At 51.4% G+C, this 23,618-nt stretch carries 19 protein-coding genes, 4 pseudogenes and 1 riboswitch; of the genes and pseudogenes, 13 read left to right on the top strand and 10 right to left on the bottom strand.

Going from position 1 to position 23,618, the window contains the following annotated elements:
• Positions 1 to 12 precede the first annotated feature (12 nt).
• Entirely contained in the window at positions 13 to 1,482 is a 1,470-nt protein-coding gene (locus tag ACJ9Y9_RS19885) for an efflux transporter outer membrane subunit (protein ID WP_009652383.1), read from the top strand.
• A 345-nt stretch (positions 1,483 to 1,827) separates the two neighbouring features.
• A complete protein-coding gene (locus ACJ9Y9_RS19880) occupies positions 1,828 to 2,019 on the top strand; it encodes a heavy-metal-associated domain-containing protein (protein WP_016154448.1) in 192 nt (63 codons plus the stop codon).
• A 1,619-nt stretch (positions 2,020 to 3,638) separates the two neighbouring features.
• Here ACJ9Y9_RS19880 and ACJ9Y9_RS19875 read toward each other — a convergent pair.
• Positions 3,639 to 4,424, bottom strand: a complete 786-nt coding sequence (locus tag ACJ9Y9_RS19875) for a MipA/OmpV family protein (protein ID WP_016154445.1) — start codon at positions 4,422 to 4,424, stop codon at positions 3,639 to 3,641.
• 127 nt (positions 4,425 to 4,551) lie between these two features.
• Between ACJ9Y9_RS19875 and ACJ9Y9_RS19870 the strand changes: the two genes are divergently transcribed.
• The 4 genes from ACJ9Y9_RS19870 to ACJ9Y9_RS19855 all read left to right on the top strand — a co-directional run bounded on the left by ACJ9Y9_RS19870 (position 4,552) and on the right by ACJ9Y9_RS19855 (position 10,683).
• Positions 4,552 to 5,247 (top strand): response regulator, encoded by a 696-nt coding sequence (locus ACJ9Y9_RS19870; RefSeq protein ID WP_032950081.1) that lies wholly within the window; start codon positions 4,552 to 4,554, stop codon positions 5,245 to 5,247.
• Positions 5,244 to 6,410: a cell wall metabolism sensor histidine kinase WalK gene (locus ACJ9Y9_RS19865; protein WP_009652412.1), complete on the top strand. Its 1,167-nt coding sequence runs from the start codon at positions 5,244 to 5,246 to the stop codon at positions 6,408 to 6,410. The genes ACJ9Y9_RS19870 and ACJ9Y9_RS19865 overlap by 4 nt, the downstream gene beginning before the upstream one ends.
• Positions 6,411 to 6,511: 101 nt before the next feature.
• A complete protein-coding gene (locus tag ACJ9Y9_RS19860; RefSeq protein WP_009652501.1) occupies positions 6,512 to 7,627 on the top strand; it encodes an efflux RND transporter periplasmic adaptor subunit in 1,116 nt (371 codons plus the stop codon).
• A complete protein-coding gene (locus ACJ9Y9_RS19855; RefSeq protein WP_016154444.1) occupies positions 7,624 to 10,683 on the top strand; it encodes an efflux RND transporter permease subunit in 3,060 nt (1,019 codons plus the stop codon). Before ACJ9Y9_RS19860 ends, ACJ9Y9_RS19855 begins: the two co-directional genes overlap by 4 nt.
• Positions 10,684 to 10,851: 168 nt before the next feature.
• On the opposite strand, the gene ACJ9Y9_RS19850 is transcribed toward ACJ9Y9_RS19855, so the two are convergent.
• From ACJ9Y9_RS19850 to ACJ9Y9_RS19825, 6 genes are all read right to left on the bottom strand, one after another.
• Complete coding sequence (locus ACJ9Y9_RS19850; protein ID WP_016154443.1) at positions 10,852 to 11,112, bottom strand: cation-transporting P-type ATPase; 261 nt, start codon at positions 11,110 to 11,112, stop codon at positions 10,852 to 10,854.
• Positions 11,113 to 11,221: 109 nt separating this feature from the next.
• Positions 11,222 to 11,596: a fluoride efflux transporter CrcB gene (gene crcB / locus ACJ9Y9_RS19845; RefSeq protein ID WP_016154442.1), complete on the bottom strand. Its 375-nt coding sequence runs from the start codon at positions 11,594 to 11,596 to the stop codon at positions 11,222 to 11,224.
• A gap of 34 nt (positions 11,597 to 11,630) precedes the next feature.
• Positions 11,631 to 12,266, bottom strand: coding sequence for a 2,3-bisphosphoglycerate-dependent phosphoglycerate mutase (locus ACJ9Y9_RS19840; protein WP_223175621.1), 636 nt, complete (start codon positions 12,264 to 12,266; stop codon positions 11,631 to 11,633).
• Positions 12,267 to 12,643: 377 nt separating this feature from the next.
• Positions 12,644 to 13,930, bottom strand: coding sequence for a phosphopyruvate hydratase (gene eno / locus ACJ9Y9_RS19835; RefSeq protein ID WP_009652415.1), 1,287 nt, complete (start codon positions 13,928 to 13,930; stop codon positions 12,644 to 12,646).
• 15 nt (positions 13,931 to 13,945) lie between these two features.
• Positions 13,946 to 14,374: a universal stress protein gene (locus tag ACJ9Y9_RS19830; RefSeq protein WP_009652460.1), complete on the bottom strand. Its 429-nt coding sequence runs from the start codon at positions 14,372 to 14,374 to the stop codon at positions 13,946 to 13,948.
• A gap of 3 nt (positions 14,375 to 14,377) precedes the next feature.
• Entirely contained in the window at positions 14,378 to 15,340 is a 963-nt protein-coding gene (locus tag ACJ9Y9_RS19825) for a DHHA2 domain-containing protein (protein WP_009652407.1), read from the bottom strand.
• Between the two features lie 42 nt (positions 15,341 to 15,382).
• Positions 15,383 to 15,457, bottom strand: a riboswitch (Fluoride riboswitch).
• A 116-nt stretch (positions 15,458 to 15,573) separates the two neighbouring features.
• Between ACJ9Y9_RS19825 and ACJ9Y9_RS19820 the strand changes: the two are divergent.
• Positions 15,574 to 15,717: pseudogene (locus ACJ9Y9_RS19820) on the top strand (Tn3 family transposase); the annotation flags it as partial.
• A 120-nt stretch (positions 15,718 to 15,837) separates the two neighbouring features.
• Here the strand turns inward: ACJ9Y9_RS19820 and ACJ9Y9_RS19815 are convergent.
• Positions 15,838 to 16,050 (bottom strand): YdgH/BhsA/McbA-like domain containing protein, encoded by a 213-nt coding sequence (locus ACJ9Y9_RS19815; protein WP_009652456.1) that lies wholly within the window; start codon positions 16,048 to 16,050, stop codon positions 15,838 to 15,840.
• A 290-nt stretch (positions 16,051 to 16,340) separates the two neighbouring features.
• Between ACJ9Y9_RS19815 and ACJ9Y9_RS19810 the strand changes: the two genes are divergently transcribed.
• Positions 16,341 to 16,691, top strand: a complete 351-nt coding sequence (locus ACJ9Y9_RS19810; protein WP_016154441.1) for a DUF3147 family protein — start codon at positions 16,341 to 16,343, stop codon at positions 16,689 to 16,691.
• Positions 16,692 to 16,975: 284 nt separating this feature from the next.
• Here ACJ9Y9_RS19810 and ACJ9Y9_RS19805 read toward each other — a convergent pair.
• Positions 16,976 to 17,614, bottom strand: a pseudogene (locus tag ACJ9Y9_RS19805) (ISNCY family transposase); the annotation flags it as partial.
• Between the two features lie 58 nt (positions 17,615 to 17,672).
• Between ACJ9Y9_RS19805 and ACJ9Y9_RS19800 the strand changes: the two are divergent.
• The 3 genes and pseudogenes from ACJ9Y9_RS19800 to ACJ9Y9_RS19790 all read left to right on the top strand — a co-directional run bounded on the left by ACJ9Y9_RS19800 (position 17,673) and on the right by ACJ9Y9_RS19790 (position 19,650).
• Positions 17,673 to 18,823, top strand: a protein-coding gene (locus tag ACJ9Y9_RS19800; protein ID WP_085954962.1) for an IS3 family transposase whose coding sequence is annotated in 2 segments (ribosomal slippage) — positions 17,673 to 17,934 and positions 17,934 to 18,823 — 1,152 coding nt in all. Because the reading frame shifts where the segments join, the coding sequence is not laid out codon by codon here.
• 30 nt (positions 18,824 to 18,853) lie between these two features.
• Positions 18,854 to 19,003, top strand: a pseudogene (locus tag ACJ9Y9_RS19795) (integrase core domain-containing protein); the annotation flags it as partial.
• A 437-nt stretch (positions 19,004 to 19,440) separates the two neighbouring features.
• On the top strand, positions 19,441 to 19,650 hold the full coding sequence (locus ACJ9Y9_RS19790; protein ID WP_032443218.1) for a YdgH/BhsA/McbA-like domain containing protein: 210 nt from the start codon (positions 19,441 to 19,443) through the stop codon (positions 19,648 to 19,650).
• A 240-nt stretch (positions 19,651 to 19,890) separates the two neighbouring features.
• On the opposite strand, the pseudogene ACJ9Y9_RS19785 reads toward ACJ9Y9_RS19790, so the two are convergent.
• Positions 19,891 to 21,087: pseudogene (locus ACJ9Y9_RS19785) on the bottom strand (IS3 family transposase).
• A gap of 489 nt (positions 21,088 to 21,576) precedes the next feature.
• Here ACJ9Y9_RS19785 and ACJ9Y9_RS19780 point away from each other — a divergent pair.
• Together ACJ9Y9_RS19780 and ACJ9Y9_RS19775 are read left to right on the top strand one after the other, a co-directional pair.
• Positions 21,577 to 21,906, top strand: coding sequence for an NIPSNAP family protein (locus ACJ9Y9_RS19780; RefSeq protein ID WP_016154439.1), 330 nt, complete (start codon positions 21,577 to 21,579; stop codon positions 21,904 to 21,906).
• A gap of 317 nt (positions 21,907 to 22,223) precedes the next feature.
• Positions 22,224 to 23,246, top strand: coding sequence for an IS110 family transposase (locus tag ACJ9Y9_RS19775; protein WP_000156887.1), 1,023 nt, complete (start codon positions 22,224 to 22,226; stop codon positions 23,244 to 23,246).
• The last annotated feature ends 372 nt before the right edge of the window (positions 23,247 to 23,618 follow it).

Below are 23,618 nucleotides of genomic sequence, written 5' to 3'. Positions count from 1 at the left end.
GGAGAGAGAATAATGAAAGCAGAGTATGAAATGAACCATCGTATTAATAAACTCTCGGTGCTGGCGATGGCGCTGGTATTGGCCGGTTGTACTATGGCGCCGGACTACGAACGGCCTTCTGCACCAACGAGCTCAAGCTATCCTTCGGGAGCGGCTTATGCTCAGGGAACAGTTTCAGCGGCTCAGACTGCCGTGGCTGATATCGGTTGGCGCGATTTCTATCGTGATCCGTTGTTGCAACAATTACTTGAGGTCGCGTTGGCAAACAACCGCGATCTGCGCAAGTCGGTGCTGGATGTTGAGGCCGCGCGGGCTCAGTACCGGATCCGTCGTGCCGATATGTTGCCAACACTGAATGTGGATGCGGGCGCTACCGTGCAGCGTCTGCCCGCAGATGTCAGCCCGAGTGGTACAACGCAGATAACGCGGAGTTATGACGTTAATGGTGCGGTGTCAGCCTGGGAGCTGGATTTGTGGGGACGGGTTCGTAGCCTCAGCGATCGGGCGCTGGCAACGTACCTGGCGTTGGATGAAACACGGATTGCGGCAAGGCTGAGCCTGCTCGCTGAGGTGACAAACGCTTATCTGACGTTGCGTGCGGATCAGGAGTTGCTGCAACTGGCTCACGATACGCTGAGCACGCAAAAGAGGACTTACGCATTGACCCAGGCGCTGTTTGATGCGGGTAATGCAACGCAAATTGATTTGCGGCGCGCAGAGATTGCGTTGCGTACTGCGGAAGTCAGTCAGGCTGCTTATACGAGGGTGGCGGCGCAGGATCGCAATGCACTGGTTTTGCTTTTAGGGCAGCCATTGACGGCCGAACTCTCGGCCAGCCTGGATAAGGCGAATACCTTGCCCGATGACATCATCCCTTCCGCGTTGCCGGCGGGCTTGCCGGCAGAATTGCTGGTGCGTCGTCCGGATGTCCGTGCGGCAGAGCAGCAACTGCGTGCGGCCAATGCCAATATCGGGGCCGCTCGCGCGGCATTTTTCCCGGCAATCAGTTTGACAGGATCGGCTGGTACGGCCAGTTCGAGTCTGGACGGGTTGTTCGAGCCGGGGTCAGCGGCCTGGAGTTTTGTTCCGCAAATCTCGTTGCCTATTTTCCGGGGAGGCGCTCTGCGCGCCAATCTGGACCTAGCCCAGGTACAAAAGCGCATCGAAATTGCGAATTACGAGAAGGCGATTCAGGTTGCCTTCCGCGAAGTGGCTGATGGCCTGGCGGGCAGACAAACCCTGGACGATCAATTCCGTTCAGAACAATTGTTGGTGCAGGCCAGCCAGGCTAACTATGAATTGGCCTCACAGCGCTTCCGGGCCGGTATTGACGATAATCTGGCGGAGCTTGACGCGCAACGAGCGCTGTTCAGTGCACAGCAAACTCTGGTTCAGACCCGACTGGCGCGAATGAGCAATTTGGTCAATTTGTATAAAGCGCTGGGGGGCGGATGGACAGAAAGCTCTCCGGCTAAGCCATAACTCTCCGGGCAGGTTAACGCCACTGTCTGGCGATAAGGTCGGCAATACGTGGGTGGAGGGATAAAACCGCCCGCGTATTGCATTGTCGTAGGGATAAGGGGTTACGGCGCGGCAACCACTTCTTTTACTGCGAGGACTGCTACGTCTTCGTCTTGTTGCCCGACAGCCGGCAGAAAGCACAACTGAACGGTTTACTTGAAATACTTTGGGGCAGTATATATCCCCACCTCAGGTGAAACGCTTAGTCAGAGAATATAAGCACGAAAATTTTTGGCGATAGGGCTTGACCTTACAACGGTGGCAAGTTCTATCATTGAAGTTACTACAACTAAATAGGATATATATATGCAATTACATCTAGAAAATATGACATGCGGCGGATGTGCCCGGACAGTGACTAAAGTGATTCAAAATATTGATCCTGAGGCAAGTATCATAACTGATCCACCGACTCGTAAGATCGAAGTGAAAACTTCTTTATCTACTGAACAAGTTGCTAATGCTTTACGTGAGGCAGGTTTTCCTCCGAGAGAGTAGTTAACTAAAAATGGTTACCTCCCCGCTGTGGTAACCATTTTTTATCATGTATCCTTACGGTTAGAAGTATTTCTGTTATTATTATGCACCATGGTGGGGTGTTTAGATGTCTTGAGTTGTAGTTTTGATTTAATATGTCTATTACTTAACTCACTAATTTTTTCTCTATGTTAAATGTATTGTGTTCAATATTTATGTGTGATTTACTAAATCATCGGTTTTTTCTTTTAAGGCCTCATTAATGTATCATGTGACGTCAAGTATTTGTGGAGGGAGTATTTGGTTTTTTTTAAATATATTAAGAACAGGGTGGTATGCCAAATTTATCATCATAAAAAGTAAGAAGAGCGAAGTATACGTAAACCAAACGCTGTAAGTTTAAGCATGCCATTTTTGTTCCATGCACTTCTTGATAGCTCCGGGTTTTCAGTCATCAGCCGATACCTCTTCCTGTATCAGGTTATTCAGAGATTCATGAGGCCGCTCGTTATTGTATTACCTCAGCCAGCATAATGTAATTCTCCCGTACCTCATTCTGAGTTCTAAATAGATTAAAATCCAGTATTTATGTCCGATAGCGGCGGTTAAACAGTTCTGCTTTGCATTAGTAACCCGCGTCCCCGGTAGGCGTTGATACGATATGCTTCCCGCAGAGAATGCACCGACTGGTATTTCTGTGCCGGCCTTAGAACTTTTGCTTCAGCATCTCCTGAAGCATCTCCTTGTCCACACTCAGGCCAGCCACCTGTTTCTTCAGTAGCTGATTTTCATCCTCCTGCTACCGCATGTGATTCAGTTCTGAATGAGAAATATCGCCTTATTCCTTACGGTATGTAATGGGATTGTCAGGGCATCGTACAATAGCGTGTTCGACAGCGTGATGAACTACTATCCAGAAGAGCTTGACCGTACGTTCGAGATAATTCTCGATAGCGTGGAGGCTCATATAAAGGTCTATGTGTCGGTCAAGAATCTTGATGCCAGTATGGCGGTAGAAGTACTCAATGAAGTAATATCAGCAAATATTATTGCTATCTAAAAATCAAAGAGACTGATATGTTAGTCTTAAAATAATAGTCAGTTAGAGACTCAACGGACGGAACAAACTAGCTGGCAGTTCGTACTATGCCCATACTATTATGGAATGACGATATTCAATTTATGTCAAATTTTTCAAGTATTCATTCGTCAATTCTGGTTAAGCTGGGATTCGGCCCATCTGACATGTGATGTCGTAGTTTTCCTGATATTTTCGTGGTCATTGTTTATGGGGGGGAGAAGAACCTCGGCGCAAAAGACTGTCGGTGCGGTCTTATTTAAGGTGCTAGGGTTTTCTTTCGCTATACATGATTTTATACTAGCGAGAATATAGATAAAGGATTTGGGAATGTAATGAATTTTAATGCTGTCCTCATATGCTATTATCCTGCGCTTATAATCCACTCCACTGAAAGTGTAATAGTACATGCTCCTGCTCGTAATCTTCCGGTGATATATCACTCAGGGCTTGAAGCCATTTCCAAGCCAGTAGATGACTCGCAAAACATCATCTGATATCAACATTCAAATATATGTTTCTGATAGTCCACTTTTCGGAGACTCTGCCAGTTCCTGGCGTGTCAGAATGTCCAGTTGATACCAGCAAAACCGCTGATATTGTCTCGCGCTGACACAACAGGACTGTCACTGGTTTTATCCGCAAGCCAGGCATATGAAGCGCCCAGTAGGGTGCCCCAGTGTTCATTAAACTGATGCTGCCAGCTCAGGGTAGTCTGCGTAGCATAAAATCCTGCGCTACGGTTGTATTCCCGGAAACCGGTTGTGCGGCTCTGGGCAGCATTAACGCCGTACCAGGTGTTAATGTACCGGGCGTCACCAAAAAGTGCCGCGCCCTGCAGGGCAACCGTATCTGTGTCGTTCTGCCAGGGCACGAGCGTCAGCGAGGCCTGGTACTGTACCCCCTGTGAATCCGTCAGCGGCAGAGTTGCACGGATTTCCGGGGTAAACCAGCTGTTCACCTGCCAGCCAACAGCAACCTGCGTGTTCAGTGCACCACGGATGTTTCCCATTCCTTTCAGTTTGTCAGAACCATCGCGCCACGATGAATTTTGATCGGCACGGCCAAAACTGTATCCGAACGCATTTTCAAAATAGAGGCCATTATCCGTCTGCAGGTCATAACCGATACCTTTTGTTGAGTCGAAGAAAAACGCGCCTTTACGGACCTGCAGGGAAGGCATCACTGTCCAGTGCTGCTTATCCGCGCCACTGTAGCGGGGGGCGTTTTCTCCCATTATCCCCACCGTCACTCCATCCTGATTGCCGCTGTCGGCAATAGCGGACCCGCAGGTCGCTGCCAGCAGGATCACTGTACACCCTGTTACAGACGAATACGTTGCCATCATATATCCCTCGTTTTATGTTTATGCATTACGGTAAGCTGTGACCCGCCCGGCCACCCGCAGTGGATTATGACGATGCTTTATCAAGACTCAGCGTGGAAACCATCAAGAAACCATCAAGGCAGAATGAATGAACACAAAACGTATTCTGATTATCGAGGACGACCGGGATGCGGCGAATGTGCTCGAAGCCTATCTTCGCCGTGAAAACTTCGGGGTCATACTGGCCCATGATGGAAAAGCAGGACTTGAAGCCGCCCTTACCCAGCATCCTGCACTTATTCTGCTTGATATCATGCTGCCGGGTATGACCGGAACAGAAATACTCAGCCGGCTGCGCCGCGAATCCGATGTTCCCGTGATAATGGTCACCGCAATGGGCGAGGCCCCGGACCGTATCGGGGCCTTACGCTTCGGTGCGGATGATTATGTCGTCAAACCTTATCATCCGGGTGAGGTCGTGGCCCGGGTGCAGGCGGTGTTACGGCGTGGGGCGGCAGCGCATGCTAGCGCTGAAAATTATCGCCGGGTGGGGGCCGTTGAACTCAACCGGGACACCATGTCAGTCGCTGTTATTCACGATGAAAACCGGGTGCACCTTGAGCTGACCCCCACCGAGTTTTCACTGCTGGACATGATGATGACCCGCCCCCGGAGCGTCTGTTCCCGTCAGACGCTGCTTGAACACTGCCTGCCGGAAAGTGATGCGCTGGAGAGGGTGGTTGATACACACATCTATAACCTACGCCGCAAACTGGAAAAAGCGGGGGTCAGCGGTGTGCTGACCAGCGTGAGAGGGATCGGTTACCGGTATCTGCAGCCATGAAAAAAAGAGAGTCCCGTTCATTATGGCGCTGGATTTGCGTCAGGGTGTTGTCGCTGGCGGCCGGAAGTGTCGTGCTTATCGCCCTGTGCATGTGGCTGCGTTTTGCCCTGCTGGATGCCTGGGTACAGCATCGGATGCCGGAGGCGGTACGACAGGAATTTCTGCATCTGCGGGAAAATCCCGATCTTAATCGCATCCGTTACCATGAAATTATTGATGACTGGTACGGACTGCAGTTCTCAGATCCGTCCATTGCGTCAACAGACTGGCTGACGCTGGGAGGGCTGGTCCTGTTTGTGACACCGCTGATAATTATGCTCGGTTTGCTGGCCGCCCGGCCTCTCGCCCGGCAGTTCGGTCTGCTGACGCGAGCCTCCGCAGCGATAGCGCAGGGGCGTTTTACCACTCGCTCAAAAATGGATGCAAGTGCGCCCTCTGAATTGATGTTGTTTACGCAGAACTTCAATACCATGGCCGAAAGACTTGAACGTTATGACCGGGAATTACGGGCATCTCATGTTGCAGCCGCGCATGAACTGCGCTCTCCACTGACGGCCGCGGTGGGCCGTCTACAGGGAATGATGGACGGCGTATTCCCGGCTGATAAAGCGCAGATGAATATGGTGATGAACCAGCTCCTGAGCCTCAGCCGTCTGATTGATGATTTGCACCTGCTCTCACTGGCTGATGCAGGGCAGCTTACGCTGAATAAACAACGCTTCTCACCCGCCGGATTACTGCAGGAAAAGATTGCCTGGCTACGGCCACAGGCTACCGCCGGGCATTTCGGTTACGACACGGATATCCCTCCGGGAGAATGTTGTGCGGACCCGCTGCGAATCGGACAGGTCTTTACCATTTTAATGGAGAACGCACTGCGTTACGCGACGGAAGGCGGGAAGCAAACGATACAGGGTTCCGTTCAGTCAGGCTACTGGACGTTCTCCTTCCGGGATTACGGCGCGGGCGTCGAACCGGATTTTCTGCCGGTGATGTTTGACCGGTTTACCCGTTCTGATGTTTCCCGTTCCCGTCATTCAGGAGGCAGTGGACTGGGTCTGTCGATTGCCAGAGCCATTTGTGAGTCTCACGGCGGAACGCTGACCGCCAGTATCCCGCAAGAGGGGAACGGACTCCTGTTTCGGGTGAAACTGCCCGTATGAGTTTTCTTTTTCACTTTTCTTGACCAAATCTTGATGGTTCGTCGAACGTATCTGGACACACCTGCGGTTTACTCATGGCAGCATTTTTTCCGGAGGCTGCCATGCCATCATATTCATTCATCCCCCTGATAGCGTCTTTGCTTTTCTGGCGACGGGGCTCAGCCCTGGTTTTCGCCCTCGCCCTGCAACTGACCGGCTGTGATAATGAGCCGGTATCCCGCCATGTCCCACCAAGACCGGTGATGACCACGGAGGTATCTGCCGGCAATCATGGCGGACAGACGCTGATGACCGGTGAAATATTGCCCCATGAAGAGACGATTATCGGCTTCCGTACCGATGGCCGGATGGTGAAACGACTCACGGATGTGGGGCAGTCAGTGGTTGCCGGGCAGGTACTGGCTGAACTGGATGATACCGATTTGCGTAATCAGTACCGCAGTGCTCAGGCGGCAGTACAGGAAGCCGAGGCAAGCGCCAGGCTTGCTGAGATAAACCTGCGACGCATGACGCTGCTTGCCCCGCAGGGTGCGGTTGCCCGGGTTCAGCTTGACGAGGCCCGCACAAACCGCGACACGGCAACAGCAAAACTGCAGAGCGCTCAGGCCGACCTGAGCAGTGCAGCGGACCGTCTGGGGTATGCGCGACTGCTCTCACCGGTTACCGGGGTGGTCACCACCGTCAGCGCCGGTCCGGGACAGGTAGTGACCACCGGACAGGAAATCCTGCGGGTGGCGCAGTCAGGGGCCCGTGATGCGGTCTTCAGCGTACCGGGGGCTCTGGCTGACACCCTGAAACAGCAGCAGACACTCACCCTGCGTATGGCGGATAACCCGTCGGTGTCGGTAACCGGAACGCTGCGTGACATCAGCCCGCAGGCCGACACACAGACCCGGACCTGGCGGGTACGCTATGACCTTGAGAATGCACCCGCGGTAATGGCTATGGGGGCGACGGTCACCGGGTCATTACCCCTGGGCGGCAGTGAAGTGTTTCAGGTACCGGCATCTGCCCTGACGAGGAAAGAACAGAAACCGGCAGTGTTCGTGGTGGACACCGGCAAAAATCGCCTGCGCCTGACACCCGTTGACATTGCGGCCTATATGACCGATTCGGTGCTCATCCGCAAAGGGCTGACAGCCGGTGAACAGGTGGTCACTGCCGGGGTCAGTCAGTTACGTGACGGGGAAAACGTGCTGACGGAGAACCAAAAATGAAAAATGTTATGCACGCTTCCGGCGGTTTTAATCTTTCTGCCTGGGCACTGGCCCACCGACAACTGGTGGCTTTTCTGATGCTGATGGTCACGGTGACAGGCGTCATGAGCTTTCTAAATCTGCCGCGCAGCGAAGATCCGGCGTTTACCATTAAGACCGCCGTGGTGTCGGCACAGTGGCCGGGCGCAACGGTAAAAGATACCGTCAGTTTCGTCACCGACACGCTGGAGAAGAAGCTCCAGGAAATCCCACATCTGGATTATATCGAGAGTTACACGCGTCCGGGCTCGTCGGTGATTTTTGTGAACCTGCGTGATGACACACCGCCGTCAGAGGTTGCGGGTATCTGGTATAGCGTGCGGAAAAAGATGGACGACATCCGGGCATCCCTGCCGGACGGCACCACCACCCCGGCCGTGGATGATGAATTCGATGATACATACGGCACAATTTATGGCTTCACGTCGGACGGCTTCACTCCCCGGCAGTTACGCGATACCGTCGATGATATCCGGACATCTCTGCTGGCTGTTCCGGGAACAGGGAAAGTTACGCTGCTGGGTGACAGCGAACAACAGGTGGTGATTGCTTTTGATCCACTGAAACTGTCGGGAATGGGACTCGATCTTCAGCAGGTGACGGCGGCTCTGCAGGCACAGAATGCCGTCACGCCCGCCGGACGTATCCGGACATCACAGGAAAATATGTCGGTGGAAGTCAGTGGCGCCTTCACATCCGTGGACAGCCTGCGGCAAATTGTGCTGCATACCGGAAACCGTTTTATCCCACTCACCGATTTGGCCACGGTCACACTGCAGCAGGCAGATCCGCCCTCACCGGAGTTTAGGGTTAACGGTAAACCAGCACTCGGGCTGGCGATTTCGATGGCTCGCGGTGGAAATATTGTTGATTTTGGTCGGGCGCTGAACGCGACGATGGACAGGATCCGCACGCATCTTCCTTACGGGATCAGTGTGGAGAAGGTGGCAGACCAGTCGGCCGTAGTCAGTGACGCGGTGGGAGGATTCGTCCAGGTGCTGGTTGAGGCCGTTATTATTGTGCTGGCCGTTTCTTTTGTTTCGCTGGGCAGCCGGGCAGGTCTGGTGGTCGCCGTGGCCATTCCGCTGGTGCTGGCCATGACATTTACCGGGATGGAACTGGCCGGAATAGGGCTACAGCGAATCTCCCTCGGTGCCCTGATCATTGCACTGGGACTGCTGGTTGATGATGCCATGATCACCGTAGAAGCCATGGTGTCGCGGCTTGAGGCTGGCGATGCCCTGAGTGTGGCCGCCACGCAGGTATTTCGTACCACCGCGTTCCCGATGCTGACGGGGACACTGGTGATGATTGCCGGATTTATACCGGTGGGATTTGCGGCATCGAGCGCAGGAGAATACTGCTACTCCCTGTTTGTGGTGGTACTGACAGCGCTGCTGAGCTCATGGCTGGTTGCGGTTCTTTTCTCGCCGCTTACCGGCGTCTGGTTACTGCCGGAACAGCATTCACATCAGTCACATAAGCACAGTTTCTTTCACCGTCATTATACCCGCCTGCTCGACCGGGTGATGCAGCACCGGCGCAAGACACTCGGTTGTGCCCTGGCGATACTGATATTGTCCGGGGGCGGAGCCCTGCTGATGCAGGGTGAGTTTTTCCCAGCGTCCGATCGCCCGGAGCTGCTGGTGAGCCTGACTCTGCCGCAGAATGTCAGCCAGGCACAGACGCACCGCGACGTCCTGAAGTTTGAAGCGAAGTTGCGCGATAATCCTGATATTGACCATTACTCAAGCTACATCGGTTCCGGCGCTGTGCGTTTTTATCTGCCGATGGATGTTCTGCTGCAGAAAGAGAACATTGCCCAGCTGGTCGTAGTGGCGAAAAATGAAGCGGCGAGAAACCGGCTGCAGAAACAGCTTGAGCAGATCCTGTCGAAAGATTTCAGTACGCTCACAACCCGGGTATCCACACTGGAGCTGGGCCCTCCGGTGGGCTGGCCGGTCAGATACCGGGTATCCGGGCCGGATAATACCCGTGTACGTGAACTGGCCACGCAACTGGCAGGGATGATTGCCCGCAATCCCGATACCCGGGGTGTCAATCTGACGTCCGGTGAACCGGAGCGGGTCATCCGTCTGCGGGTGGATCAGACGCAGGCGCGTGCCACCGGCATGACGTCTCAGTCACTGGCAGGAACGCTTGCCACGCTGTTTTCCGGAACCACCGTGACCACCCTGCGCGACCGTAACCGCCAGATTGATGTGGTGCTGCGGGGAAATGAAGCCTCACGACAAAACCCGGCGTTACTGAATGCTCTGATGCTGACATCATCGACCGGGAATAAAGTTCCCCTGGGACAGGTCGCCACGCCAGAATGGACGCTGGATGATCCGGTTATCTGGCGTCGGCAGCGGTTGCCGTTTATCACGGTTCAGTCGGATACCGCGCCCGGCGTTCGTGCAGAGACCGTGTCATCGGCACTCTCTCCGGTGGTTGCCGGTTTCCGGGAGAGTCTCCCGCCGGGTTACAGTGTGGAGGAAGGTGGAGTGGTTGTGGAATCGGAGAAAGGAAACAGCTCAGTGTATGCGGTATTGCCTGTCACGCTGATGGTGATGCTGTTACTGCTGATGATTCAGTTACAACGCTTTTCGTCGATGCTGCTGGCCCTGCTGATGGCACCGTTTGGTTTGCCTGGGATAGTTGTGGCTATGCTGCCTTTTGGCATACCGATGGGGTTTGTGGCGCTGCTGGGGATCATTGCACTGGCCGGGATGATCATCCGTAATGCCGTCATTCTTATTAGCGAAGTGGATGTGGGGATGAAAAATGGTTTCACTGCGGATGAGGCGATCAAAGTCGCTGCGCTGCACCGTTCACGCCCCATCATGCTGACCGCTTCGGCGGCCATTCTCGGGATGCTGCCGATTGCCCGGGATGTTTTCTGGGGACCGATGGCATTTGCCATTATTGGTGGGCTGCTTTCAGCCACACTGGCAACGCTGACACTACTGCCGGCAGCAATAAGTCTAATCTTTCACTGGAAACCGTATCCCTGACGAGTCCTGCCGTATCATCGCCTAGTGCTTCGACTAATGATTGCAACCCGCGGATATGGGGATGACCGTCGCTGCCGGTTGCGACTGCTAGGATCATGGCGCCGGACGCCGCCATGACCTGCTGGATCGTGGTGAACTCAGGAGGGGATTCGGCGTGTGAGACAGCGACTATCTGTGACCTCCGAATGAGGTGAATGGATGGTTCGTCGTTGTCTGAGCGCGCACTGGTTCAGTCGTCTTTCCCAGAACCACTTCAAGTACCAGCGCAATTTCGAGCATCCAGGGGATGGGACCCAGCAGACGTTTGAGGATAGCACGCACCTGGTCCGGAGGCTGTTCACGCACTTCGTTATAGCCACATTGACCCAGCCGGGTCTGCACCTCGGCTTCGGAAAGTCCCTTCACGATATTCTCAGGGAGCATCTCCATACACCCTTCTCCGGAAATACCTGACCCGGCAGGTCAGGTATGTTGTTATGGCGATAAAATGAAAATCTGCCGGAGACATGGCGCGGTTAAGTGTATGGCGCATATGCTTTTACAGCAGTGTCATCACAAAGAAACCAGTGGCAGTCATCAGAAGCGAGCCAGTTACGTGCGTCAGTACGGAAATGACAGCCCATGCATAATTGCCATTCTGAAGTAACACCACCACCTCAGCAGAAAAGGTGGAAAAGGTTGTCATACCGCCACATATGCCGGTGGTAATAAAAAACTTCCAGGCGGGATCAAGGTGAGGCTGCCGGACAAAAAAGGCCAGTGCCATACCGATGATAAATCCGCCAACCAGATTAACCACCAGGGTACCAGGTGGAAGATTGGGGAAAAGTGCATTGAGACGCATGGACAGTATCCAGCGGATCACACAGCCGATCGATCCGCCTATCACCACCGCGAATAATGATTTGTACATACCACCTCGCTGAAATCAGGGCACCATCAGACCGTCATTCAAGGGAATAACGTGCGGTGATGGCCCGTTTTTCATTCATTTCATACAGTACGGGGATTCCCGTCAGGACATGCAGATCGGGAACCTTATTTTCATCAATCTGCTCAATAAACATGGTCAGCGCACGCAGTGTATTAGCATGACTGACCAGCAACATGGTTTCGCCACTGGCGACGCGCAGGACAATGACGTGGTGCCAGTAAGGCAACAACCTTCGTTGCGTCATTTCCAGACTTTCTCCCCCCGGCAAATCCGTCAGGGACACATGACGATAACGTGCCTCACGATGAAGTGAAGCAGGTGCATCCGGCAACGGAGGGGAGATACCACGATAGCTCCTCCGCCAGTGATAAACGATTTTCTGGCCAATCTGTTGAGTGGCTTCATCTTTGTTCATTCCCTGAAGCGCACCGTAATGACGTTCATTTAACCGCCATGATTTGTCCACCGGTAACCACAATTGATTCAGCGCTTCCATTATCAGCCAGAGCGAATGAATTGCCCGGTTCAGAACGGATGTGCAGGCTCCATCTATGATTGTAGTGGCACACTGATTCCGGACCGTTTTATCAGGTTTGCTGCGCGCCGGGTTTCCTCCACTCCTTTCAGCATCAGCGGGACATTTTCCCATCCGGTAAAACGATTTTGCGATTCAACTAACTTTCGCCATGGCGGAGTAAAATAATTTTCCCCATAACAACTACCTGTCTGTCACCCACAACTGAACCGGAAGGACCTGAACCCGTTGAGTTGTTTGTACTGATTACCCGGATTTACCTGGACTCCGGTCAAGGAGGTGACGCATCAGAAGATGGGCACCGCTCCCGATGAACAGCGCGATTACAACGGCACTGGTATCATCCGGCAGTATATTAAAAAAGGCATCAGCGATCAGGAAAACCAGACAGTTTGCCTGGATCCCCGTTGCTGTTACAGTATGAGTATTTTTCCGTTCACAGAACCACCCTACCCCTTCCCGTATCTGAGCATACGGGAAGGGTGACGGAATCAGCGTTTTTTGAAGGCGGCTTTACCGGCGAAGATGGCGGCATCACCTAATTCATCTTCAATACGCATCAGTTGATTGTATTTCTCAATGCGCTCCCCACGGCTGGGTGCACCGGTTTTCAGGTGACCAGCCCGCAGGCCGACGGTCATATCTGCAATGAAGCTGTCCACGGTTTCCCCGCTCCGGTGCGAAATAAAGGTTCCCCAGTTGTTATCCTGACACAACTGGACGGCTTCGATGGTTTCACTCAGGGTGCCTATCTGGTTCAGTTTGATCAATGCGGCATTGGCCAGGTTTTCATCGATACCTCGCTGGATATATTTCACATTGGTCACAAAGATATCATCGCCAACCAGCTCAACTTTATCGCCGAGCGCGCGGTGCAGGAGCTGCCAGCCGGCCCAGTCGTCTTCCGCAAGGCCATCTTCAATCAGGACTATCGGGAAATCCTTCACCAGTTGCTCATAGTAGCGGGTCATTTCGTCGGCGCTGAGCCGGGTATTTTCGGTACGCAGGGTATATTTCCCATCGACGTAGAATTCACTGGAGGCCGGATCCATGCAAATAACGATATCTTCGCCTGGGCGGTATCCCGCCTTGCTAATTGCCTCCACGATAAGCTCCAGCGGCTGACGGTTTGAGGAAACGGCCGGTGCAAAACCGCCTTCATCGCCCACGCCGGCGGATAAACCTTTTTCCAGCAGGACCTGACGCAGGGCCTGGTAGACCTCACTGCCCCAGCGAATAGCTTCGCGTACGGAAGAGGCTCCCCATGGTGCAATCATAAACTCCTGAAAATCAGCGCCCTGCCAGCGGGCATGAACTCCGCCGTTAATGATATTCATACAGGGAACCGGCAGCAGATTCGCGCCGACGCCACCCAGATAGCGGTAGAGCGGGGTAGAGGATAGTTGTGCCGCCAGGCGGGATACTGCCAGCGATACGCCAAGGATCGCATTAGCACCCAGCCGGCCTTTGTTTTCTGTGCCATCAAGGGCAATCAGACAGTTGTCGATTTCTTTCTGGCGGCGTACATCGTAGCCCTGCAGGGCATCGTTAATTTCGGTATTGACGCACTGGACCGCATCCTGAACACCTTTACCGCCAAAACGTGTCTTGTCATCATCGCGATGCTCGATGGCTTCACGGGAGCCGGTGCTGGCACCGGAAGGAACGGAGGCACGGGCCATACTGCCCCCTACAGAAGTCACTTCAACCTCTACGGTCGGGTTACCGCGGGAATCCAGAATTTCTCTTGCGATGATACATTCAATTTCAAAGCTCATAAGTTTGACCTTCTTTTAAGGGGCTGGAATATGTTTAATCAGAACATCAACAGAAAGGTGATTGATGAATTCGAAAGAAAAGGAGGAAAAAACCCCGAACAGGCGGTTTTCATGCCCCAGCATGACCAGATCGATATCTTCATGCTGAACAACGGCCTCAACGTCCCGGAAACGATGGATGCTGACGATGGACCTGACGTTGATATCAATACTGCTGGACTCCACCAGACGGCTAAGCATTGCCTTTGCATCAATAACTTCGCGGGACTGACGGTCTTTGGTTAATGAGTCACTGGTATAATCCAGTTCCCTATAGTCAGCACTGAGATGCCCGACAGTAATACGGGTGCCCATCTCTTTTGCCAGACGTTCTGCCTGCTCAAGCAACAGCAGACCATCGGTTTCATTCTGTACAAGTAACAAGGCATGCCGGTAAATTTGCATAAATCACCTCTTATAAGAAGCGAAGCGGTTGGTCAGCCAGGGGAGGATTTCTTTTTTCCGGCTTGTCATGCCGGGCAGCGATACCTGGCGGGAGCCTGTCAGGCTGCTGTCTGAAAAAAGCAAAACGGAGTTCCGGCTGGTAATGTCTGTCACCATCAGGATCACCATGTCCAGCACGCTGTCCTTGCAGGTTTTATCCATTTCCTGCAGTAGCTCAGGCAACAGGGGAGTAATATCAGCCATGTCGCGGACCTCAATTTGTGACAACAACAGCGGCACATCATGGATCCGGTAATTTTTGGCGTCACGATTGAGTAAAACCGACGCGGATTGCCCGGTTATATCTGTTTTGGCTCGCAGCAGCCCTGTCACAAACTGGTCATAATCGATACCGGCGATTTCCCGCAAAACAGCCACGGATTCCTGATCCTGAGTGGTGGTGGTGGGACCCGTCAGCGCAACGGTATCACTGAGGATCGCCCCCATCAGCAACACAGCCTGAGCGGCAGTCAGCGGCATCGGAATGTCATGCATGAGAATTGAGAGAATTACTGTTCCGCAGCATCCTACCGCCCGCACCCAGACATCCGGTGGATTGCGGGTAACAAGGGTACCAATACGATGATGGTCAATGATGCCGATGACGTTGCTGTCCATCAGCGAAGACGGTCCCTGCTCTGCATCCGTAAAATCAACCAGCCATACGGTTTTATCTGTCAGATCGACGGTGAGTAAATCGGGTTGTGAAACACCCGCAGCGTTGAGGATATAACGGGTTTCCGGGGTGATATCCCCCAGGCGCCAGGGCGTTGCGGGACGACCGGTGTAATTAAGCCAGTCAGCCACAACCAGCGCGCTGCAAATAGCATCGCTGTCAGGATTTCGATGACCGAAGACATAAATCGGATTATCTCTTTGAAAAGAGAGAGATTCTGCGGTAAGCGGTAATGTGGTTTTATTTTGCATAGCTATACCTGACATACATGCCTATAAGAGGACAACTTCATCTGTATATCAGGCGCCATCATCCGGTGTTGAAAAACCGGCGGTTGGGAAAGGTGGAGCACCATCACCTTGTAAATCAATCTTATATGGGCCTTTGCATTAAATCAATATTTATTGTTGGCCCTCGGTTTCGTACACACAAGTACATCCTGTCCCGCCAAAAACGTTTACAATAGTGCGCCGAATGAAGCAATTTATACCTTCTTAATTATATTTATGATGAGTATTATCGCCGACGTATCCTGACTCAGCTTAACCGGAGAGAAGGTCGTAATGCAGTGGCTAGGGCAATCTGTTATGGCCAGCGTGGTGAGATCAGAAAACGTTACAGTGAGGGATTGCGTGTGAGGTCGCCAGCGGAACCAGATGCATCCCACTGGGGGACAGCCAGTCCGGCTATTTGCTCTGCGACCATCTCTTGCGTTAACTGGTCAGGTTCAGGGTAGTACAGTCCCGGGTTACTTATCTAGGACTGCAGTCATGCGGGCAAAGTTGTTCTGGTCAGCACTGGTGATGCGGTAGGACGAAGCACCGGATTCCTTGGCGATAGCGGCAATTTTCGCTTCCGCGTTGCTGAGTGTGTCAGCAGTAACACTGACTGACTGGGCGAAGCCAGAGAAAGAGACTACGGAGAGCATACTGGCAGCAACAAGCAGTTTGATATTTTTCATGGTCATATTCCTTGGGTTATCTGGTCATCTGGTGATACCGGCATCATCGCCGTCTCACCTGTTGATGTGCATTAAAAACCCTGTAGTAAATACAGGGTCAATAAGTTATTTTGTAAATTATTGTTGGCTGTGTTTTTTCGTTTTCATACAACCCAGCTCTTGAAAGAGCCTCACCGTGGCTGACGAGGCATGAGAAAATACGGCCGTAACAGACACCGCGAAACCGGGATTGCGCTGGGGAGATAGGTCGGTGCAGGGCCGTTAACTTACAGGATTAGTGAGGGTTTATGATGTTATGGCTACTGATTAAGTACGCGATCACCGCCGGAATGGTTGTTTTTATCTCTGAAGTTGCCAAGCGTAGTGATCGGCTTGGTGGTCTTGTCGCCGCGCTTCCCCTGGTTACTGTGCTTGTGCTCGTGTGGATGAAGCTGGAAGGACAGAGTCAGCAAAAAATAGCCAATCATGCGTGGTATACATTCTGGTATGTAGTGCCGACACTACCTATGTTTTTACTATTCCCTGTTTTCTGTCAGCGATTTGGCTTTTGGATCACGCTGGGTAGCTGCTGCGTCGTAACCGTCCTTATTTTCTTTTTGTGGGCCAGTGCGTTACGCCGTTTTGGCATAAATCTGATGTGATAATGTACGCTGTTGTGAAGCCAACTGCACTATTGCCGGAGGAAACACCGACTAACTCCGAACCATATCAGGCTTTTTAACAGGATAAGAGAGTTTTCAAGGGGGCCGGCTTCCTGCCGGAAGCGCGGTTCTTTCTGTCAAAGACAAATTCAGATGTTCTGGGGAGGTGCGGATATTACAACTATTATACTCGCTGTCTTTCCTTATTGATAATGTCACCCTGATTTCCCGGTTTTAAATGTCACTTTCTGCTGATTTCTGATGAAGAAAAAAGGGCAGTGAGCTCATTTTTTCAGGCTTGATTTGAAAAGAGAGGGTTCAGCCAGAACCGGATTGATGGCTCTGAGCTGAGCCTGAATCTGTGCCCGCCTTTTAGGCATACTCTGGCTGCGCCTTTCTTTTTCCTGCGGCTTCAAGCTCATCCTGTTTTTCCTTCGCCAGCTTCAGCACCGCGTCAAGCCTTTTGTTATCAACGATGCGCCCCTGACTGATGCAGTCCAGCTTATCGAACATCTGATATTTCAGTGTTCTGTTTCCATGGCGGAATTTGAGCGTACCGTCCGTATAATCAAAAGCGAGGATTTCTTCTCCGACTATGCGTGAGTTTTCGTCAGTGGGATCAACCAGATAAAGGATTTTTTCATACTGAAAAGTCAGTGCTTTTGAGAGCGTCCGAAGCGTCTGCCAGGCGAAAATGTCGTCCAGTTCCAGGTGGCTCTCTAGACCGTGCGGTGAAGGTTTTTCGGGTATTTTGCCAGTCTGGCAAAGCGGTGGTTGAAGTCGCTGATGAACGTTTCGATCCAGGCGTTGGCGGCATCAATGCAGGTGATATTCTCCAGGCACATCTCCTTAACCAGCCGCTCCTGCAGCGTCAGGTTGGCGCGCTTAACGCGGCCCTTGGCCTGAGAGCTGTTGGCACAGATACCCGCCAATAGTGGACACGCGACTAAGTGAGTAAACTCTCAACCAGAGGTAGCTCACATGACTAAATCAGTAACCGTCAGTAAAAAGCCGCGTAAACAGCACACTCCCGAATTCCGCCAGGAAGCTCTGAAGCTTGCTGAACGCATTGGCGTCGCTGCCGCTGCCCGCGAACTCAGTTTGTATGAATCGCAACTCTATGGCTGGCGAAAAAAACAACAGCAACAACTGACATCATCTGCACGCGAAAGCGAACTGGATGCTGAAAATGCCCGGCTTAAACGCCAGCTTGCGGAGCAGGCAGAGGAGCTGGCTATTCTCCAAAAGGCCGCGACATACTTCGCGAAGCTCCTGAAATGAAGTATGTTTTTATCGAAAAATATCAGGCTGAGTTCACCATCAAAGCCATGTGCCGGGTGCTGCGCGTGGCCCGTAGCGGCTGGTATGCCTGGTGCTCCCGGCGTCATCAGATAAACACGCGACAGCAGTTCCGTCTGGCCTGTGATGCCGCGGTTCTCAGAGCATTCACTGATGCAAAACAACGGTATGGTGCGCCACGGCTTGCGGATGAGCTCCCGGCCTACAACATCAAAACGATAGCTGGCAGCCTGCGTCGCCAGGGGCTTCGGGCAAAGGCAGCCCGCAAGTTCAGCCCGGTCAGTTATCGTGAGCATGGCTTGCCTGTGTCTGAGAACCTGCTGAAGCAGGACTTTTACGCCAGCGGCCCGAATCAGAAGTGGTCGGGAGACATCACCTACTTACGCACCGATGAAGGCTGGCTGTATCTGGCAGTGGTGATTGACCTGTGGTCGCGAGCTGTCATCGGCTGGTCAATGGCACCGCGAATGACGGCACAACTGACCTGCGATGCGTTGCAGATGGCGCTGTGGCGGCGTAAACGCCCGAAAAATGTCATTGTTCATACTGACCGTGGCAGCCAGTACTGTTCAGCGGACTATCAGGCGTTGCTGAAGCGGCATAATCTGCGCGGGAGCATGAGCGCGAAAGGCTGCTGTTACGACAATGCGTGTGTGGAAAGCTTCTTCCACTCGCTGAAAGTGGAATGCATCCACGGTGAACGCTTTATCAGCCGGGAAATGATGAGAACAACTGTATTTAATTATATTGAGTGCGATTACAATCGCTGGCGTCGCCACAGTGCCTGTGGTGGGCTCAGTCCTGAACAATTTGAAAACCAGAACCTTGCTTAGGGCCGTGTCCACATTACGTGGGTAGGATCAGTTCACACCAGGAAAACGATTAATGACTGGCGGCAGGATTATAACGAGTGCCGTCCACATTCATCGCTGGATTACCAGACTCCAGCTGAATTTCCAGCAGGCTGGCGAAACGGGAAATATGAAGAAAAACCAACCGACATTACTAATTGAAGGTTATATCTAATCCTGGGGTCAGTCCAGTTTATTTAGACAGTTTTGGCATTTCATGTCACGTGATTTAATGTCTGGGTATTTATTCTTTTGATCAGAGTAAAGCTAGAGTTGTTTGAAGGGAAGGGGATAGGAATGCGTGAGTTCCAGCCTCCAATTACCTGCAAAGACATATTTTGAAACCTATATAAATGGGGTAAGAAAAAATATCTTCAGTGTAAAACGATATAAAAATTGCCATATCTTATTGATTATGAGTGAATTTTATTGTTTAAGAAAAATTTCTCGATAAGTGGATGTTCAAGACAGTCAGCGCTATATAAAAAATACAATAAAAAGTATTGACCCTATAGTAGTTGCAGGGTTTTTAATGCTCATCAACAGGAAACGAGCAGTATGCTCTTATGATGAACATTAACTTTACTAGGGTTATCACTATGAAAAATATCAAACTTCTCGCAGCAGCTGGTTTTCTCTCTGTTGTCTCATTCTCTGGTATGGCGCAGACGGTCAGCGTAACTGCTTCCACTCTTGACAGTGCAGAAGCAAAAATTGCTGCTAAAGCAAAAGAAGCACAAACGTCATACAAAATTCTCTCTGCGTATACTGGTAATCGAGTGCATATGACCGCTAAATTAGGGGATTAATAGATAATCATTTTAGGGTATCTATAGGAATATATACCTTGATAAAATCTGCCACTATATACTAATTTTTAATGCTTGATATGCCACATGTTTTTTCCTTGAATAGACTTTAGCGGACTGCTGATAAAGAGTCCGTATTTTTTTAATGTAATACTAATAGTTAAGTATGGTTTTTTATCCGTGCAAATATTTTAGCTCCACGTCCTCTTTGTGGAGTTGCCCCCGCTAAAACGGACACGGTTAATTTATAGCTAGCAGCGAACTTCTGTATTCCCTTGGTGACTGCATTTTCAGCCCTTTATGGGGATGCCAGTTATTATAGTCTTCCATCCATTCCGTCAGTTTTCACATCACTGTCATGGCATCCGGCAGGTCATTAACATACACGTAGTCACGCTTGAACGTTTTAACGAACGATTCAGCCATCCCATTGCTCTCCGGACTGCGCACTGGCGTCGTACACACGATGAACCTGAGTGAGGTGGCGAACGTTCTTATTGAGTCCGCTATGTAGCAACAGCCATTATCGGTCAGCCACTCAACGGCATGTGGCAGGTAAAGCGTATTGCCAAAGCGCTTTTCCACACTCTCTGTCAGCAGATCCTGCACCATAACGCTGTTTATTCCACCTGTTGTCGCCGACCAGCAGATGGCTTCGCGATCACAGCAGTCAAGGCTGAACACTACCCGCACGACTTCCCGATTCAAGCAGCGGATTTCAACACCAGTGCGTATCCGGCTTGAGTGTCACGACGTTGCCGGTATGACTGTGCTCTGGCTTTCTATGGCCAGATTTTGCCAGCAACAGGTTATTCGCCTGCATGATCCGGTAAATGCGTTTGTGGTTAACCCGCCAGTTTTGTTCCTTCAGCGCACGATTGAGGTGTGCCGTCACGCGACGGTAGCCGTTTGTCGCCCGCTCGCTGCATATCTGGCGGATAAGCGGTAACAGTCGGGCGTCATCATCTTTGCTATAGCGGGCTGGCCGCTGCTGGCGCTTCTTTAGCAGCCGTTCATAAAGATTCGAACGCGATACGCAGAGCACTTCTGCTATTCGGATGAGGAGGTATCGTCCGGTGGCAGCAATGGCATGCGCGATATCAACTTTTTTGCCTAGGCTATCTCAAGCGCGTTCCTATGGATTTCGGCTTCCATCGTCTTGCGGCCCAGCATTTGTTCAAGCTGTTTGACTTTTTTCTCCAGCGCTTGGACCTCGGAGACACTGACGACCTCGTCGCCAGCGACGATCGCAGACTTTCCACCCTCGTTCATGAGCCGTTTCCACTTAAAAAGAAGACTGGGTGTGATGTCATATTGCCGGGCAACGAGTGAGACGGTGTAGCCGGGCTGCATGGCGAGCGCAACAAAACGGGCTTTCTCTTCAGGAGTATAACGACGGCGTTTTTGCTCGCCAGTGATCACTTCGATTCTTTGCACAGGACACTCCTTAAACATAGCTCTATGACTATGTCTTACTGGTGAGGTGTCCGGTTCAAACGGAGGCTATTACCCTTTGATATTTTCACTTTTTTGATTCATTCTCAATGCCGATGCTTGGTTAAATCAGAGAAGCGTTCATCATCAGCTATCAACCGGTGCTTTTACGATTTAAGGGGTTAAGACACCGCTCACTATTCTATTCCGTTAGCCTGACTCTGTGATTTCCCGAACATAGTTCAGTGTTCTGAACAGATAAAACCAGCATATTTCTGTCCGGAGCGTCAGACAAGATTGTCTGATAAAGGGGGAGCTGCTCCTTGCAGATTAGAGCATCTCTATGTTAGCAACGTCCGCTCCTGGCACGCATGAGACATTCAGAGCCATAACTGCTGGGGACAGCCTGGCAGTCCAGTTCTTCTGTTCGGTTTCACGACTACACGTCGCCATAATTCGCTATGATGAGAAAAACAGAATAGGATATCGAAGATGAAAACTGTCGAATTTTTGCTGTACACCCTCAAACCCGGTACTGGAAAAGACTTTCATAGAATAATGAAAGAAGTGAGTGTTCCACTTCACCGTTCAGTGGGAATGGATGTTATTTCTTATGGTATATCAGCACATGACGACGATGCTTACTATCTGATCAGGGCTTATAACAGCCTCTCTCACCTGAAAACTGCCCAGGACACCTTTTATGATAGCGAAGCATGGCGTCATGGTCCCCGGCAGGCCATTATCGATAGAATAAGCATCAGCGTTAAATCGGTACTGACTCTCACTGAGAGTGCCGTTGAGCATTTACGAACCCACTGACCCTATCGCTATACGTCATGGTAAAGCCGGGATAGACACACCAGCAAGACGTTACTGTTATTCAGTACATCAGAGATGAGGCTACCGCCTCACATGCTGAATGCGGGATGTTTGACCGGCATCTATGAGCGAAGAGCGGAAGTTCGCTTTCGGAAAACCTAATCCATGTGCCAGAGGGTCTCTGAAAGAGAATGGGGCGTTTAAGTGGGGTACTTACAAAAAATCAGCCTTAACGAATGGAAGGGACTTCCCCTGATTATGCTCCTGATTAACTCTTGTGCAATCATGGGGTACACATCGTCCCGGAGGAATTCGTTATGACTATCACGACTGTCGGTATCGATCTTGCTAAAAATGTGTTTGCTGTTCACGGTGTTGATCAAAATGGTAGAACTGTTCTGGTTAAGCCTAAAGTATCGCGTGCTGCACTTCCTGAGTTAATTGCAAGTTTGCCTCCCTGTGTTATCGGGATGGAAGCATGCTCCGGGGCTCACTACTGGGCAAGATTGTTTCGGCAGTATGGTCATGAGCCACGTCTGATGGCTGCTAAGTTTGTATCGCCTTATCGTATGGCCGGAAAATCAGGAAAAAATGATGCAGCTGATGCTCAGGCTATCTGTGAAGCTGTTCGTCGTCCGCATATGCGGTTCGTACCAGTGAAAGACGAAAGCCAGCAGGCCATGCAGTGTTTACATCGTACCCGTCAGGGTTTTATCGAAGAGAAAACAGCAACGTATAATCGTCTGCGAGGATTGATATCTGAATTCGGTGTCATCGCGCCACAAAGTGCTGATGCCCTGCGCCACATGGTTTCTGTGCAGAAGAGCTCTTTACCGCTTCAGGTTCAGCAATGTGTTGATGATTTGATGGAACACGTTGATCGCATTGAAGCTAACATCACTGAATATGACCGAATTTTGTCCCACATAGCCAAAACAGATCATCGCAGTCAGCGGCTGATGGAGCTAAAGGGCGTTGGTCCCACAACGGCCTGTGCACTGGTCGCCAGTATCGGTAATGCACATGATTTTAAAAATGGACGTCAACTGGCAGCCTGGCTGGGGCTGACGCCATCACAATACAGCAGCGGGGGAAAGTCGAAACTCGGCAGGATCACAAAAGCCGGTGATTCGTATCTGCGAACGCTTCTGGTTCAGGGGGCTCGTTCAGTGCTTATTGGCGCCGGGAAAAGGACTGACTCATTCAGCCGTTGGGTTTGTATGTTGGTTGAGCGCAGAGGGTACTGGCGGGCTGTTGTGGCCATCGCCGCCAAAAATGCGCGGCTGTGTTGGGCATCACTACATTACGGTGATGATTTCCGGCTGTACTCAGTCAACTAAAGCTCGAAGCTGTATAACCATCTGACCTGCAATTCGTTGATGATAAAGGGTTAGACCCCGTGAGGCCTATCTGGCTATTGTACAGGATATACGTATCCGCTTAACGAACAAGAACCTCGCGCGCGTCTTTCATCAGGGCCCGAATCGATGACGATTCATCATGGCCGTTTATAGTACCGCAGTCTCTCCCCTTTATTTTTACTGAAGAGCAGACAGAAACCATAAATACCGGCTTTGACATGCCGGGGAAGTCCTTATAGTACAATAATTTTCGATATCCAAACTGACCCCATTAAGAGTTATCCAGCATGTATGTCTCTTCAATCAACGATTAGTACGGAGACTCATACTAAACTGGAAATAAATCTCATA

Origin of the sequence: Enterobacter sp. CPE_E1241 (assembly GCF_045618265.1) — a bacterium.
Taxonomy (GTDB): domain Bacteria; phylum Pseudomonadota; class Gammaproteobacteria; order Enterobacterales; family Enterobacteriaceae; genus Enterobacter; species Enterobacter adelaidei.
The sequence above is the reverse complement of the archived record's forward strand: the minus strand, read 5'-3'. Positions and strand labels throughout refer to the sequence as shown.